This is a genomic window from Streptomyces sp. NPDC003077 (genome assembly GCF_040611095.1).
In the GTDB taxonomy this organism is placed as follows: Bacteria; Actinomycetota; Actinomycetes; order Streptomycetales; family Streptomycetaceae; genus Streptomyces.
This window is the reverse complement of record NZ_JBEXNM010000010.1, coordinates 143,275-157,863: the sequence shown is the minus strand read 5'-3', so window position 1 is coordinate 157,863 and position 14,589 is coordinate 143,275. Positions and strand designations below refer to the sequence as shown.

General features: G+C 73.6%; 11 protein-coding genes and 1 pseudogene. 5 read left to right on the top strand and 7 right to left on the bottom strand.

Annotated features, from left to right (window positions below; all coding sequences use genetic code 11):
• Positions 1–210: 210 nt before the first annotated feature.
• The 6 genes from ABZX96_RS10140 to ABZX96_RS10115 form a co-directional block, all read right to left on the bottom strand.
• On the bottom strand, positions 211–687 hold the full coding sequence (locus ABZX96_RS10140; RefSeq protein WP_355540869.1) for a Pycsar system effector family protein: 477 nt from the start codon (positions 685–687) through the stop codon (positions 211–213).
• A 146-nt stretch (positions 688–833) separates the two neighbouring features.
• Positions 834–1,829: a hypothetical protein gene (locus ABZX96_RS10135; protein WP_355540866.1), complete on the bottom strand. Its 996-nt coding sequence runs from the start codon at positions 1,827–1,829 to the stop codon at positions 834–836.
• Entirely contained in the window at positions 1,826–4,297 is a 2,472-nt protein-coding gene (locus ABZX96_RS10130; protein WP_355540863.1) for a hypothetical protein, read from the bottom strand. The genes ABZX96_RS10135 and ABZX96_RS10130 overlap by 4 nt, the downstream gene beginning before the upstream one ends.
• Positions 4,294–5,265, bottom strand: a complete 972-nt coding sequence (locus ABZX96_RS10125) for a hypothetical protein (protein ID WP_355540860.1) — start codon at positions 5,263–5,265, stop codon at positions 4,294–4,296. Before ABZX96_RS10125 ends, ABZX96_RS10130 begins: the two co-directional genes overlap by 4 nt.
• Positions 5,266–5,446: 181 nt before the next feature.
• Positions 5,447–6,151, bottom strand: a complete 705-nt coding sequence (locus ABZX96_RS10120; protein WP_355540857.1) for a Crp/Fnr family transcriptional regulator — start codon at positions 6,149–6,151, stop codon at positions 5,447–5,449.
• 337 nt (positions 6,152–6,488) lie between these two features.
• Positions 6,489–7,217 (bottom strand): ABATE domain-containing protein, encoded by a 729-nt coding sequence (locus ABZX96_RS10115; protein WP_355540854.1) that lies wholly within the window; start codon positions 7,215–7,217, stop codon positions 6,489–6,491.
• A gap of 76 nt (positions 7,218–7,293) precedes the next feature.
• Between ABZX96_RS10115 and ABZX96_RS10110 the strand changes: the two genes are divergently transcribed.
• Positions 7,294–8,148 carry an alpha/beta hydrolase gene (locus tag ABZX96_RS10110; RefSeq protein ID WP_355540851.1) on the top strand — a complete coding sequence of 285 codons (855 nt, stop codon included), beginning with the start codon at positions 7,294–7,296 and terminating at the stop codon, positions 8,146–8,148.
• Positions 8,149–8,260: 112 nt separating this feature from the next.
• Here the strand turns inward: ABZX96_RS10110 and ABZX96_RS10105 are convergent, their stop codons facing one another.
• Positions 8,261–10,204: a 2-isopropylmalate synthase gene (locus ABZX96_RS10105; protein WP_355540848.1), complete on the bottom strand. Its 1,944-nt coding sequence runs from the start codon at positions 10,202–10,204 to the stop codon at positions 8,261–8,263.
• A 508-nt stretch (positions 10,205–10,712) separates the two neighbouring features.
• Between ABZX96_RS10105 and ABZX96_RS10100 the strand changes: the two genes are divergently transcribed.
• The 4 genes and pseudogenes from ABZX96_RS10100 (at position 10,713) to ABZX96_RS10085 (ending at position 14,283) form a co-directional block, all read left to right on the top strand.
• A complete protein-coding gene (locus tag ABZX96_RS10100) occupies positions 10,713–11,411 on the top strand; it encodes an FCD domain-containing protein (RefSeq protein ID WP_355540845.1) in 699 nt (232 codons plus the stop codon).
• 609 nt (positions 11,412–12,020) lie between these two features.
• Positions 12,021–12,677 carry an LAETG motif-containing sortase-dependent surface protein gene (locus tag ABZX96_RS10095; protein WP_355540842.1) on the top strand — a complete coding sequence of 219 codons (657 nt, stop codon included), beginning with the start codon at positions 12,021–12,023 and terminating at the stop codon, positions 12,675–12,677.
• A 464-nt stretch (positions 12,678–13,141) separates the two neighbouring features.
• Positions 13,142–13,630, top strand: a pseudogene (locus ABZX96_RS10090) (sigma-70 family RNA polymerase sigma factor); the annotation flags it as partial.
• Positions 13,627–14,283, top strand: coding sequence for a hypothetical protein (locus tag ABZX96_RS10085; protein WP_355540839.1), 657 nt, complete (start codon positions 13,627–13,629; stop codon positions 14,281–14,283). The pseudogene ABZX96_RS10090 and the gene ABZX96_RS10085, both read left to right, overlap by 4 nt.
• Positions 14,284–14,589: the final 306 nt, after the last annotated feature.

The window sequence follows — 14,589 nt, the reverse complement described above, 5'->3', positions numbered from 1 at the left end:
GCGTCGGAGGGTCAGGCGCGTCGGAGGGTCAGGCGCGTCGGAGGGTCAGGCGCGTCGGAGGATCAGGCGCGTCGGAGGGTCAGGCGCGTCGGAGGATCAGGCGCGTCGGAGGGTCAGGCGCGTCGGAGGGTCAGGCGCGTCGGAGGGTGGCCCGCCGGGGGCCTGGGCGGTGGCCACTCCTCCGGTGCCCGGCCCCTTCCGGTGGCCCGCTCACGCGGGGCGGAGCGCCGCCGCGAGTTGCGGGACGCTGAAGACGGCCAGGACGGCGCCGAGTTCGATCCAGCGGTATTTGGCCCGGATGATCGCGCTGGTGTTCCGCAGGGAGGCCAGGAGCGGGGCCGCCGGGTCGTGAGCGGCCCGTTCGAAGGCGAGCAGCAGGCGGTCCGCGCGCCGTACCCGCGCCACGTGTTCGAAGTAGCCGGGGCCGTCCCCGTCCTGCCGGCGCCCCCGGCGACGGCGCGGGGCGATGGCACAGACGAAGCAGACGATGGCCAGAAACGCGGTCAGCACCGCGCTCCACCACAGGAGGTCCGGCCCGCCCCACGGTGACGCCGTACGCCCGGAGGCCGGGGCGCGCGTCACCGTGAGGAAGGTGCCGAGCGCCGCGCCCATGAATCCCAGCAGCACGGCGGCCTTCGTGTCGGCACGGGTCAGTTCCGTGGTGTTGGCGGCGGCGACGCGCTCCATGAGCGCCAGGGGGTCGGCGACCGGTGAGTCGGGAGGGCGGCGGTCCTCATGTGCGGTGGGGGCGGGAGGGCCGCCCGCCGCCACGTGAGGCGGAGGGCTTCTGACGAGGAGGCCCAGAAGATGGCCCGGCGCCGCCGTCCGATGCCTCATGACGGCCACCCCGCGCCGCCGCCCGGGGCCTCGCCGCCGGCCTCCTGGTAGGGGGCGCTCCCTTCGTACGCGGTCTCGCCTGCCCCGTGCACGGTGGGCTGGGGCGGGACACGGCGTCCGAGGGCCACGAGGCGGTCCCGCAGCATTTCCGAGAGTTCCACCCGCTCGGGGTCCGTCAGCCTGCCGAGCAGGCCGGCCACCTGGTCCTGCCAGCTGGCCTCCCCTCGGACGAGGGACTGGTGGTTCACCGACCAGTCCAGTACCTGGCTCACCTGGTCGGGATGGCGCAGCAGCCAGAGGGCCGCCAGTGAGGCGGGCCCGCCGCGTACCGCCTGGAGGCAGAACTCGTACTCCCGGCGGCGCTCGGGGGTCCAGGAGAAGGGCAGGTCGGCGTCCGCGCCCTGGCCCAGCCGCAGTACGTCCCCCGCCTCGCGCGCGCTGACATCCGTGACCCGGTAGGTCAGGCCCGACGCCTCCAGCCGCTGCGGCGCGGACAGGTGGAGCATGACTTCGGGCGCGCCGAAGCCGCGGCCCTCCGTGGCGCCGGCCTCGTCGAGGTGGCGCAGCTGCCGGTCGAGGGCGTGACGCACCACGTCCCAGCCGTTCGCCGTGCCCGTCCGCACGACGCGTACGGGGTCGTGCACCCACCACAGGACTCGCACGTCCACCGGTTCGGTGCCGTACACAGTGGGCAGTTCGACGCCGCGCGTGCCCGACTGTTCACCCATCCGGACGTGGAACGCGGCCTCGTACCCGGCCGGCAGCCTGGTTCCCTTCTCGGCGCCCTCCGGTCCGCCGGCCCCGTCGAAGTCCGCTTCGGAAAGGGGATCGGTGGAGTGACGGCGCCGGGTCCCGAGGACGTGGTAGCCGCCGCTGCGGTCCCGCAGTACCAGGGCGCGGTCCCGCCGACCGGACCAGTGCTGCTTCAGGATCTCGCGCCACGGGGCGTGCGGGGCGGAGACATAGACGGGGGGAGGGGTGCCGGTGGTCATGACGTCCTCTCGTAAGCGGCCGGGTCGCCGTGGGTGGCCGAAGGGGGCGGAACCGTCTCGCCCCGCCGCCAGGTGTCCAGCGCGCTGCGGGCGATGTACCGGCCCACCAGGTCCGGGTTCTCGTCGCGGTCGATCGCGACGAACAGTCCGAGGACGCCGGGCCCCAAGGGGTGGGCGAGGACGGTGAGAAGCGACTCGACGGCCGCCCGCTGCCGTTCGTCCCAGGTGGCCGAACGGCACCACGCGAGGAGGGAGTCGCGGGTCGCCGCGAACGTCTCCTCGTCGTCGAGGGTCCGGCGGATGAGATCGACGATCTGTCCGGCCGTGTCCCCGCCGCCGGTCAGTTCGCCCTGGAACCATGTGGCGTCCCAAAGGAGCCTCGGGAAGACGGTCAGCGCGAGCCGCGCGTGGCCCCCTTCGCGCCCGGCCCAGTCCACCAGGTGCCGGAAGACGAGCGACCGCCTCCCCGCGCTGAACAGGTCCCGCAGGGCCGAGCGCACCGCCCGCTCCACCGTCGTGTGCCGTTCGGTGTCCAGCCCGAAGGCCAGCCGGCGCAGCAGCTCCATCGCGAGGTCGGGCCGGGACAGTCCGAACTCGGTCCCACAGGTGTACGCGACGGTCGAGCGCAGCCGCTCGTCGGCCGCGTGGCTCCAGACGCGCAGGCGCTCCTTGACCTCCGAGGCCAGCACCGGATCGGCCGCCGCCACGCCCAGCGCCTGTGCCGCGATGGTTCTGCTGGTCCAGCGCTCCGACCCGGCGAGCGCCGTGATGTGCTGCAGCGCCCGGCGCCCGCCGCCCCACCCGGCGGCCATGCCCATCACGCGGCCCACGCGCTGGGTGAGGTCCTTCTGGTTGGCAACCTCGTCCATCCAGGTCGTCAGCACGTCGGACAGCCGCCCGTACTCCCGCCACACGTACCGCAGTACGGCCTCCGCCTGCCGGTGCCGCGTGAACCACACCGCCTCCACCGCGTAGGCGTACCCGGCCCCCGTCCGGATCTCCCTGGGCGCGCGCCGCGCGCGTACGGTGTGCAGGAGGTCGTCCAGTGACCGGCGGAAGACGAACGCGGGGTTGGGGCGCGGCGCCTCCCGCCGCCCGCCTCCGCCCCCGCCATCCTGATCGGCGGGGTCGCCGCCCTGGGGGAGGACGGAGTGCAGGCGCCCGTCCGCCAGTTCCAGCAGGCGGTCGGCCTCTTCCCTGACGATGCGGTGGTCCAGGCCCTCGAAGACGCAGGCCGCCAGGAGGAAGGCCAGGCCGTCCGCGTCGTCGTGGAGCTTCGTCAGCAGGTCCGGCACCTCCCCCTCGGCCAGGAAGCTCAGGCGGTCGCGGATATCGGACAGGCCCGTCCCGTCGTCCCCCGAGGCCGCGATGGCAGCGACCAGTTCGGCGACCTCGGCCGGGACCAGTTCGGGGACCAGGAGGTCGTCCAGCAGCCCGGGTTCCAGTCCGGCGAGCAACCGGTCCCGCTCGGCCGGGTCCGGCACCGTCGCGGCGAAGCGGGCGTCGAACACCGCGTGCGGGGACGGTGGCTCGCACCGCACGGGCTCCACGTGGAGGTCGCGTCCCAGCCGCCGGACGAGTTCCGGGTCGTCCGGGAGCACGATCACCATGCGGGCGTCGGCTTCGTGCAGCAGGCGCCGCAGGTTCCCGACGGCTCCCGGATTCAGCGGGTACGGCGGGAGCAGCCCGTCCACCAGGTAACCCCGGGCCTCCCCACGGCCCGGGCGCCAGGAGGCGAGGTCCGGCCCGCTGCTGTCGAGCGCCCTCAGTTCGAGGCTGTCGCCGCTGTGGCGGTACAGCAGGTTCAGGGCCGCCGTCCGGCGCCCGGTGCCCGGCGCGCCGGTGAGGAACAGCACCCTGGAGTCGAGTGCCGTCAGCGCGGCGGGGAACCACTCGGGCTCGGCGAACCCGAACCGCGCGTCCACGATCTCCATGGCGGGGATGGGCCCTTCGTGCGCCTCCACCCGCCGGTCGCCGGGGCCACCCGCGGGACCCTGGTTCCGTACGTGCTGGCCGCCCAGTACGGCCCCGGTGTTGATGTTGCCGTGGGGGGCGTAGATGACGTGGTGCCGTTGCCATCCGCCGGTCCCGGGGCCTTCGGCCCAGTCGTCGAAGTCGGGGTCGTCGAAGCCGTCGGCATCGGTCGCGCCTTGTCCGGCGGCGTCGGCGGATCCGGCGCTGTCTTTCCCGGTGCTGTCTTTCCCGGTGCTGTCTTCCCCTGCGCTGTCTTCCCCTGCGCTGTCTTTCCCGGCCCTGTCTCTCCCTGCGCCGCCGTCACCGCCGTGCGCCGAGCCGTTCCCCCGCCCTTCCGCCTCCGCGCTCTCACCGGCCGACGTACCAGCGGTGTTCCCGGCCTCCTTCCGGGGGTCCGCCCCGGCGGCCACCCCCACCGGTGGCGCGGTGCCGTGTTTCTGCCGCGCCCCCTCCGGCCCCGCCGTCGGCCGCGGACGCTCCGCTCCCGCGCTCACCGGGCACCCGTGTTCTTGTCGCCATGGACCGTGTCGCCCAGATTTCCATGGACCGTGCCCACCTTGTGGCCGCCCACGTGGTCGCCGGCGATGTCCATGTGATCACCGGCGACGTCGATGTTGCTGACGCTCTGGCCGCCGTGCACGGTGCCGGTGTTCACGTTGCCCCGGTCGGCCCGGTTCGTCACCGAGTGCCGCACGGATCGCCGGCCCTCCCGCTCCGGTGCATCGGCGCGTTGCGCACCCTGGGGTTCGTGGTCGTCCATCACCCGATCCCCGAGGATGCGGCGGTCGTACAGGTTCCCCGAGGGAGCCGGTACGTACAGCCACGCCCGCTGTTCGAAGGGCTTGCCCTCCACCGTCGCCGGGACCTCGATGAAGTGATCGCTGTGCCGCCCGGTGTACCCGCCCGCCACCACGTCCTGATAGCAGCGGTCGGAGAGGACGGCCGCCACCTGGGTGATGTTCTCGCTGGACGCCGCCAGCATCGCCTTGACCGGGCGCGAGTCGAGCAGCCGGTGGGTGTCGTTGCGCGGGGTGCCGTTGCCGTCGCCGTCGTCCCCCGCGACGGGCAGCGGCCCGATGTTCAGGCTGACCCGGAGCCGGATGCGAACGGCCCCCAGGGAGTGCACGTTGAACTCCATGAGGACGTCCTGCAGCGTTCCGAGCCAGGGGTGGACGACGAACGGCATCATCGCCGGGTCGAACCCGAACACGTAACCGTCGCCCGTGGCGTTGGGGAACCGCCGCTCCCGCCACACCTCCGCGATACCGGCGCGCTCGAACGAGGTCTCCAGGAGCTGCGGGATCGCCCGGCTGATGACGCCGTGCTCGATGGCGGAGTGACCGGTGAAGTCCTTCGCGTCGACCGCCACGATGCCCTGATAGGGCGGGAGGGGCCGGCTTCGGACGTGGGCGACGGGGGCGTTGGCGGCGGTGCGCTGGTGGTGTTCCGGAATCGTGGGCATGCTGCTTCCCTCGCGGAGTCGTGGTCCGGCCGCGTGGAGCCGGGTACGACGGGGCATCGCCGTACCCTTCGAGGCTCGCGTCGGCACGCGCATCGGTGTGCTCGCCCAGTGCGCATGACGCGTGACGCCCGTCACACCTTTTCCATGGCAACCCGCTCGCTTCAGCGCCCGGGCGGCACCGTCACCCGCCCAGGGCCGTGGCCGCCGCCCGGCGCAGGGCGGGCAGGTCGTTGATGACGATGCGCAGGCGCCGGGCGTGGACCCGGCAGGACTCCAGCTCGGCCAGCTTCGCGGTGACGGTGTTCCGGGAGGTCCGCAGGTGCTGGGCGAGTTCGTCGCGCGTCAGGGCCAGTTCGAGCGGCCCGGTGGGGCAGGTGCCCGGTCGGCTGGAGAGGTCGGCGAGCCGCACCAGGGTCGCCGCGAGGCGGGGCAGGACGTCGCCTCCGCGCCGGGCCTGGTCGGACTCGCGCAGCCGGGCCAGGGCATACCGCACCAGCACGGGTGAGAGATCGTGCGCGGCGATGAACCGCGCGAAGTCGGCCTTGCTCATCACCCCGACCTTGCACCGCGCGAGCGTCTCCACACTCGCCAGCCGCCCGCCCCCGGCCAGCACCGCCACCTCCCCCAGCAACTCCCCCGGCCCCCGGAAGGCGAGCAGGTTCCTCTTGCCGTCGCGTTCGGTCCGCACCACCTTGGCGACGCCGCTGAGCACGGCCAGAACGTGGGTCCCAGGCTCGTCCTGCCGCAGCAGCAACGTGCCGGGCGGGTGCCAGCGTTCGTGCGACTGCCGCACCAGTTCCGCCCACACGTCCTCTCCCGCGAGCGCGCGCAGCGTCCGGTCCGCCGGTTCCGGCACCTGCTCGGTGCGGTGGTCGTGATTGCTCATGCGATGAGCTTAGGAATTCCCTTTTCTCGTGGACGGCGCTGTGGGCGGGGCGGTTGGCCTTTCGTCCGGGGGACGTTCAGGAGGGGCATGTTCCGGAGGGGGATGTTCCGGAGGGGGATGTTGTCGAGGAGGAGAGGTGCGGAGACGGTCGGGATGGGAAAGGCGGTGAAGTGGGGCTTGGTGCCGTTCATTCGGGGTGAACGGCTTGTGGGGGTCATGAAGCATTCCTTGGCCAGAATGGGAGTGGGGACCGGCCCCTGCCTGGGGTGGACGGCTTGTGTGGTGGGTCGTTCGCCGATTGTGGTTGGCGCACCGCGCTCGGGGCGGTTTCGGCTCGTCACTTCTCGCCGGCGTTCGGCTGACCGGATGACGGCCCCACGGCGCGGGAACGGGCCTGATGGAGGCGCACTTTGGTGCGGTTGCCGCAGCGGGTCATCGAGCACCAGCGGCGGTTGCGGGCGGGTGAGCGGTCCACGAAGCGCAGGGCGCATCGGTCGGAACCGCAGACGCGGACGCGTCGTATCTCCGCGGAGAGCAGCAGCTCGATCGCGTCCTGGGCCAGGAGGGCGAGGCCGGCCGTTGGGTCGGTGGGGGTGTGCACCGCGCGGATCGGGGACAGTCGGCCGTCGATGAGGGCCAGTTGCGGCGCTGGGTGGGAGACCGTCGCCGATGCCGCGTTGATCACGGCGATGTCGACGGGCCTCGGCGGCTCGCCGTTCGCGACGGTCAGCACCGAGCGGTCGATGGCCTCCCGAAGGCTCACGGCCGCGCGCAGCACGAACTCCGGCGTTCCATAGGTACGCGTCTCCTTCGTGCGTGTTCCTTTCGTACGCGTTCCCTTCGTACGCGTTCCCTCCGCACGTGCCTCCTTCGTACGTGCTTCCTCCGTACGCGTCCCCACCGTGCACGCGCTGTCGGTGAGGAGGCCGGCGTCGTGCAGCCAGCGCGGCACGTCGTCCGGCTCGTGGAGTGTCTCGCGGGGCTCTTTCCAGCGGTCGCGAAGGGTGTTGACGAAATCCAGGCACACGCGTCCGCCGTACCAGACCCAGTCATCATCCACCGCCATGAGCCCATTGTTCCCCGGGCGGCGAACAACTAACCTCCTCAGACGGTTAGTTGCCGGACGAGGAGGGGAAGTCACGATGAGCACAGCTGTGGCCACCGGCGTGGCCGAGGTCAACGGCATTCGTCTGCACTACACGCGTGCGGGTTCGGGGCCACTGCTGGTCCTCCTGCACGGGTGGCCGCAGACCAGCCTGTGCTGGCGTCCGGTGATGGGACGGCTCGCGGCCACGCACACCGTCGTCGCCCCCGACCTGCGGGGTTACGGGCTCACCGACAAGCCCACCAGTGGCTATGACAAGCGCCAGATGGCGGCGGACATCGCCGAACTCGTCCGGGAGCTCGGGTTCGAGCGGGCGGCGGTGGTCGGGCACGACCGGGGCGGGCGCGTCGCGCACCGCTGGGCCCTGGACCGTCCCGACCAGGTCGAGAAGCTCGTCGTCCTGGACATCGTCCCGACCCGGGAGATGTTCCGCCGGCTCGACGCCTCCGTGGCGTCCGGCTACTGGCACTGGCTCTTCCACGCCCAGCCCGACCTGCCCGAGCTGCTGGTCGGCGGCAACATCCGCGCCTACCTGGAGTTCTTCTTCGAACGCTGGACGCACAACCGGCACGGCCTGGCGCCGGACGCCGTCGACGCCTACGTCCGCGCCTTCTCCCGCCCCGGCGCCCTGCGCGCGGGCTTCGACGACTACCGGGCCCAGGAGCAAGACCTCGCCCTCGACGAGGAGGACGCCGCCGCGGGCCGCCGCCTGACCATGCCCGTCCTGGCCCTGTGGGGCTCGTCCGGCCTGCCCGCCCGGCTGCCCACCCTGGAGATCTGGCGGCAGTACGCCGAGGACGTCGACGGCGCCGAGATCCCCGAGTGCGGGCACTTCATCCCCGAGGAGCGTCCTGACGCCCTCGTCGCTCACCTGCGGAAGTTCCTCGGGTAGGCGGGCGGAGAGGTTCAGAGGGCGGCAGGAAACGGTCAGGAGGCGGCAGGGACGGTCAACGGGGCGCCCGAAGGGGCCCGGAAGAGGTCAGGCCGACGGTGATCGGAAGAGGTCAGGCCGAGGGGACGGCCCGGCCGGCCGGCGGGGCCGCTGCGAGGAGTGCCTCTTCCGCTTCCGCGGCGTCCCCCACCCGGTTCACCGCCGACAGCACCGCCCGCGCGGCAGCCGTCAGCACCGACGGGTGCAGGCCGACGCCCCAGCAGGGACGGCCGCCGTCCACGCGGCACTGGAGGTACGCCGCCGCCGGGCCGTCGTTTCCGGGGGTCGTCGCGTGTTCGCGGTACTCCAGGATTTCGACGTGCACCCCTACCGCGGCGAGCGCCCGTGTGAAGGCGGTCAGCGGTCCGGGACCGCTGCCTTCGGACTCGACCGGGCGCCCGTCGAGCAGGAACCGGCCGGAGAAGCGGTGCGTTTCCGGGGCCTCCGAGAGATCCGGGGTTTCTGAGGCAATCGGGGTCTGTGAGGCATTCGGGGAATCCGAGGTATTCGGCGTCTCCGGGTCCTTCGGCGTCTCCGGGTCCTTCGGCGTCTCCGGGGCATCCGGGGTCTTCGGGTCCTTCGGGGCCTCCAGGACCGGTTCCGCTGTCGGCAGCGGACCGGCTCCCGTCATCGTCCCGTTCCCCCACCGCGCGTCCAGCAGGGCGAGCCGTCCGCTCCGGTCCACGTACTCCGTGCGGAAGAGGTCCCACAGGTGCGCCGCGGTGATCTCGGCGCCGCTGGAGTCGGTGGCGTGCTGCACGGTGCGGGAGAACTCACGCTGGAGCGGGGCGGGCAGGTCCAAGCCGTATTCGGTCTGGAGCAGGTAGGCGATACCGCCCTTTCCGGACTGGCTGTTGACGCGGATGACCGCCTCGTAGTCCCGCCCGAGGTCGGCCGGGTCCACGGGCAGGTACGGGACCGACCAGGGCGCCTCGCTCTCGGGGACGCCCAGTTCGGCCGCGCGGCGCGCGTGATGGGCGAAGCCCTTCTTGATGGCGTCCTGGTGGGTGCCGGAAAACGCGGTGTGCACCAAGTCTCCGGCGTACGGGTGGCGCGGGTGGACGGGGATGCGGTTGCAGTGTTCGACGGTGCGCCGGATCTCGTCGAGCGCCGAAAAGTCGATCATCGGGTCGACGCCTTGCGCGTGCAGGTTGAGCGCGAGGGTGACCAGGTCGACGTTGCCGGTGCGCTCGCCGTTGCCGAACAGGCAGCCCTCCACGCGCTGCGCCCCCGCCAGGACGGCGAGTTCGGCGCAGGCGACGCCGGTGCCGCGGTCGTTGTGCGGGTGGACGGAGAGGATCACGCCGTCCCGGCGGTCGAGGTGGCGGTGCATGTACTCGATCTGGTCCGCGTACACGTCCGGTGTGGCGATCTCCACCGTCGCCGGGAGGTTGTGGATGACCGGGCGCTCCGGGGACGCGTCCCACAGGGCGGACAGGCCGTTGCAGATCTCCAGGACGAAGTCGGGTTCGGTGAGGTTGAAGACCTCGGGTGAGAACTCGAAGCGGATGTCGGCCTCCGGCTGCCGTTCCGCCAGCCGCGCCAGGTCCTCGGCGGCCTCGGTAATCATCGCGTGCACCTGCCGGCGGTCGCGGCCGAGGACGACGTCCCGCCAGGTGGGGGCGGTGGCCGTGTAGAGGTGGACGACGGCGCGCGGCAGCCCCTCGATGGAGGCGAAGGTGCGCTCGATCAGGTCGCGGCGCGCCGGCGTGAAGACCACGATCGTCACGTCGTCGGGGACGAGGTCCCCTTCCGCCAGTTCACGGACGAAGGTGAAGTCCGTGAGGCTGGCCGACGGGTAACCGACCTCGATCTCCTTGTAGCCCATGGCGACCAGGAGGCGGAACATGCGGCGCTTGCGGGCCGGGTCCATCGGTTCAGCCAGCGCCTGGTTGCCGTCCCGCAGGTCGACGGGCACCCACAGCGGGGCGTGCGTGACACGCTTGCCGGGCCAGGTGCGGTCGGTCAGCGGCACCTCGACGCGGTCGTACGCGGAGCGGTAGCGGTACGAGGGCATGGCGCTCGGCCGCTGGCGGTTCCAGTGCGGCTGGGAGGCGGGGATGGGGCCGGCGGGAGTGCGGAAGGTTGCGTAGGGGGCGCTTGGGTGTGTGGCGGGGCGGGCGTTCTCGTGTGCGCCGGGGGCTTGCGCGGGTTGCGGGGCTTGCGGGGCAGGCGCGTGCCCCGTCGCTTCGGGTGCTTGCGGGGCATGAACGCGCTCGGTCGCCTCGGAAGCGTGCCCGGTGGCTTCGGGAGCGTGCCCGGCCCGCGCGGCGGGGGCGGTGCCCTGCGCGGGGGCGTCTTGGGGAGTCGGCGCGGTGGGGGAGACAGGGGGGATGGCTGACGTGGTCACAGCGTGGGTGTCCCTCTCGCGGGTGCGGTTGGACGACCGGCAGCACGGAACCCCGCGGCGGGGTGCCGATCGCGTCAGGCCCCGCCGCGGCGACCGAGAAGAAGCACCGCCCACGACGACATGGCCGGTAACATAGCCGCGAACAACTCCTCAGACAACCTGACAGGTGACAAAGATGTCGCTCGCCCCGCTCCACCGCAGTCCTTTGGTCGACCAGGCCGTCGAACGGCTCCGGGCGCAGATCAGCGCGGGGCACTGGCCCGTCGGCAGCAAACTGCCCGGCGAAACCACCCTCGCGAAGGAACTCGGCGTGGGGCGCTCCACCGTCCGCGAGGCGCTGCGCGCCCTGGCCGGCGCCGGCCTCGTGCGGTCGCGCCAGGGGTCGGGCGTCACGGTCGTCGCCACCGAGCCCGACGAGGACTGGCCCACCCGTTTGCGCCGCGCCGAGGTCGTCGACCTCTACGAGGTCCGGCAGATGATCGAGGTGCAGGCCGCCCGCGCGGCAGCGCTGCGCCGCACGGACGCCGACCTGGCCGCCATGGACGAGGCACTGGCCAAACGGCGCGCGGCGGCCGGTGACACGGACGACGCGGCGTTCGTGGACGCCGACATCGCCCTGCACGCCGCCGTCGTGGCCGCCGCCCGCAACCCCGTACTGGCCGACCTGTTCGCCACCTTCGTCCCCGTCCTGCGACGCGGCCTGATCGACCTGCTGGCACTGACCGGCGAGCGGGCCCGAACCCCCGACCTGGGCGACTCCGCCCACGCCGACCTGGTGGAAGCCGTGCGCCGCGGCGACCCGGACGGGGCGGCCGAAGTCATCGCCACCGAACTCGGCGAGACGGTGCGCCGACTACGGGTCGGGAGGGAATGAAGGGCCAGGGGGAACGAAGGAGGGAGTGATGGGTCGGGAGGCGGCAAAAGCGGCGGGGCCGGACCCGGTGAGCGCGCGGTTGCGTCTTGGGGACAGGGCCGCTCCGGCGTATCCGTCCCCCGGCCGTCGGCCGGCAGGTGCCACCACGCGGCAGGGGGCGCTTACCCGGCGCGAGGTAGTCACCCGCCGTCGCGCCCCTGTCCGCCACGGGGACATCCCGGCGCGTCCCCTTCCACGGGGTGCGCGGCTACCCCTTGCCGTCTCCGGATCGCCCGCAGCCGATCGGTGAGGCCACGCGCAGCCGATCGGTGAGGCCGCACGCGGTCGGCCGGTGAGGCGGTGCGTGGTCGATCGGTGAGGCCGTCCGTGGGCGGCCGGAGGTCGCAGGGCCCCAGGGCCGGTTCCGGCCGGTGCGGGTGCCGCGCCGGCGGGGCGTGCCGGTGGGGGCGTGCCGGTGGCGTCCCGCCCAGGGTGTACTGCGTGCCTCCTGTGCTGCCCAGCTCCCGGAAAAAAACTTTCCGCGCACCGGCAACCCCCACCATCGCCGCACGTCGTCACAGGTGAGGGCGCCATCAGGAGGCGCCACCCGCCGAACGTGGAGTTGCCACCGTGACATCACGCACTTCCCCCGCCTCGTCTTCGTCCGCGTACGCCGCCGACGCCCACGGCGCCGGCACGGCGTCCGGGCCCCGGGCCCGCGCCGGCCGGATGCGCGCCGCGGCGACCGCCGGGCTGCTGGCGGCGCTCGCCCTTCCGGCGCTGGCGGCGGCCGGTCCGGCGTACGCGGACGGGTCGCCCGACGGCACCCGGTACGTCGCCGCCGGCAGCACCGCCCTGTCGGACGGCCCGGCGGCGGCGTCGACCGCCCCGCCCAGCGACCACCGTCCGTCGCCCGAGCCCAGCGCCCCGGGCGGCGCGCAGCCCACCGCCAAGCCGCAGCCCTCCGTCTCCGTCCCCGGCGACCACCGTCCGTCGCCCGTGCCCAGCGTCCCGGGCGGCGCGCAGCCCACCGCGAAGCCCGTGCCCTCCGTCTCCGTTCCCGGCGATCAGCAGCCGGCGCCCGTTCCCTCCGTCTCCGTCCCCGGCGACCAGCAGCCGGCGCCCGTTCCCAGCACCCCCGGCGGCGCGCAGCCCGCCCCGGCGAAGGACGAGCTGGCCCACACCGGGGCGTCCACCACCACGGTCGTCCTCGGCGCCGGTGCCGCCGCGCTGATCGCCGCGGGTGCCGGGGCGCTCTACACGGTCCGCCGCCGCGCCCAGCGCTGACGCCCCACCGTCCGCTCCGGTCCCGGGAATCCATGGATCATCTGGCCGCCCTGCCCAGCGCCCCGGCACGGTTCGCCGTGCCGGGGCCTTGGCGTGCGCTGTGGCGACGCCTGTCGCGCGGCGCGCACCCCGCTCCCCGCCCGTCGCGACTCCTCACACCCGCTCGCGAACCGGCGCACGAGCCCGGACGCGGACCGGGATATGAACCGGCGTACACATCCGCGTACGAACCGGCGTACGGGCCCGCGCGCACATCCACGTACGCGCCCGCGCCCGCCCACCCGGACACGGCACCGGCATCCCATGGCCCCCTCTGGGACCACTGGGCCCACCGTCGCTCCGCCGCGTACGACTCCCCGTCGGCCTACGGGCCCACCCCGACCCACGGGCCCGCCCCGGCCTACGGGGCCACCCCGACGTACGTAGGGGGCATCGATCCGCCCACCGCGTCCTCGGCGTCCGACCCCCGGCCGACGATCAGCGAGCTCTACCACGCGCACCGCCTCACCATGGTCCGGCTGGCCGTCCTGCTCGTGGACGACCGGGCGACCGCGGAGGACGTCGTGCAGGACGCGTTCGCCGCGCTCTACAAGCGCCACGGCGAGCGGCTCGACGAGGTCGACAACGCGCTCGCCTACCTGCGCACCGCCGTCGTCAACGCCGCCCGCTCGGTGCTGCGGCGCCGGCGCACCGCCCGCGACTACGTCCCTCCGTACGAGGCGGACGCGCCCTCCGCGGAGGAACGCATCGTCCTGGACGAGGAACACCGCGAAGTCCTGGCCGCCCTCGGCCAGCTGACCACCCGCCGCCGCGAGGTGCTCGTCCTGCGCTACTGGGGCAACCTGACCGAGGCGCAGATCGCGGTCACGCTCGGCATCAGCCGCGGTTCGGTGAAGTCCCTGGCCAGCCGTGCCCTGGACGCCCTGGAGAAGATCTTGGAAGGCCGGTCGTGAACACCCCCGAAGCACCGGGCCCCGCAAACCCGGCCGACGGTCCCCACCCCTACGGGTACGGGGCGGCGGCCGACGGCGCCTCGCCCGCCGAACGGCCCGTCGAGGTCCGGCTGCGCCGCGCCTTCCAGGCCCGCACGGACCTGATCGACATCCGCGACCTGCGCCCGGCCGCACCACCCGGCAGCGGGCCGCGCCGCGGGGTGCGGCTGCGCGAGGCGCTGCGCCGGTGGACGCGCCCCCGTTTCACGCTGCCGCTCGCCGTCGCAGCGGCAGCCGCGGCGGCCTTCGGCTACCTGGCGCAGCTTCCGGACGACGCACCGGCCCAGCGGGAGCCGGCCGCGCCGCCCCACTCGGTGTCGCCGTCCCCCTCCCCCTCTCCGACGCGCACGCCGGAGCACTCCCCTTTCCCCTCGCCCTCCCGTCCGGGGCCTCCGGCCACCCGCTCCTCGGAGCCCCCGCGCACCACGCTGCCGGGCGCCGTCCCGACCACACCGCCCACCCTGCCCTCCACCAACACGCGGCCTCCGGTCCCGACGCACGAACCGTTCGCGTCCCCCACCCTCCCCGGTCCGAACGGCCTGCCGACCGCGCTCCCCACACCGGACGCGAGCGTCGCCGCCCGCCCCCGGCACACCACGTCGCCGAACGGCTGAGAAGGGGGCCCTGCCGGATGCTCTGCCCTGCCACTCGCCTGGCCCGGGGCAGGGCCAAGACCCGGGCCGGGGCCAGAGCTGGGGCCAAGGTCTCCGGTAGGGGCTTCTCCACTTCCCCCAATAAGGAGCAGGCCGCTCCTCTCCTCGTAAAGGACGTGCCGCCCCCGTAAGGGGAGCACCCCGTAAGGGGAGCACCCCGTAAGGGGAGCACTACGCGACACCGCGCCGAGCCCAACGCACGTGCCCGCAGCGGAGCACTCCAGGGCCCACGGCAAGGCGCCCCGGGGCCCACGGCGCGGCTCTCGT

Excerpts from the sequence above, each read along its gene's own strand:
- ABZX96_RS10110 (WP_355540851.1), top strand. The coding sequence starts at position 7,294 with ATGAGCACAGCTGTGGCCACCGGCGTGGCCGAGGTCAACGGCATTCGT.
- ABZX96_RS10105 (WP_355540848.1), bottom strand. The coding sequence starts at position 10,204 with ATGCCCTCGTACCGCTACCGCTCCGCGTACGACCGCGTCGAGGTGCCG.
- ABZX96_RS10140 (WP_355540869.1), bottom strand. The coding sequence starts at position 687 with ATGGAGCGCGTCGCCGCCGCCAACACCACGGAACTGACCCGTGCCGAC.
- ABZX96_RS10125 (WP_355540860.1), bottom strand. The coding sequence starts at position 5,265 with ATGCCCACGATTCCGGAACACCACCAGCGCACCGCCGCCAACGCCCCC.
- ABZX96_RS10115 (WP_355540854.1), bottom strand. The coding sequence starts at position 7,217 with ATGGCGGTGGATGATGACTGGGTCTGGTACGGCGGACGCGTGTGCCTG.
- ABZX96_RS10135 (WP_355540866.1), bottom strand. The coding sequence starts at position 1,829 with ATGACCACCGGCACCCCTCCCCCCGTCTATGTCTCCGCCCCGCACGCC.
- ABZX96_RS10100 (WP_355540845.1), top strand. The coding sequence starts at position 10,713 with ATGTCGCTCGCCCCGCTCCACCGCAGTCCTTTGGTCGACCAGGCCGTC.
- ABZX96_RS10120 (WP_355540857.1), bottom strand. The coding sequence starts at position 6,151 with ATGAGCAATCACGACCACCGCACCGAGCAGGTGCCGGAACCGGCGGAC.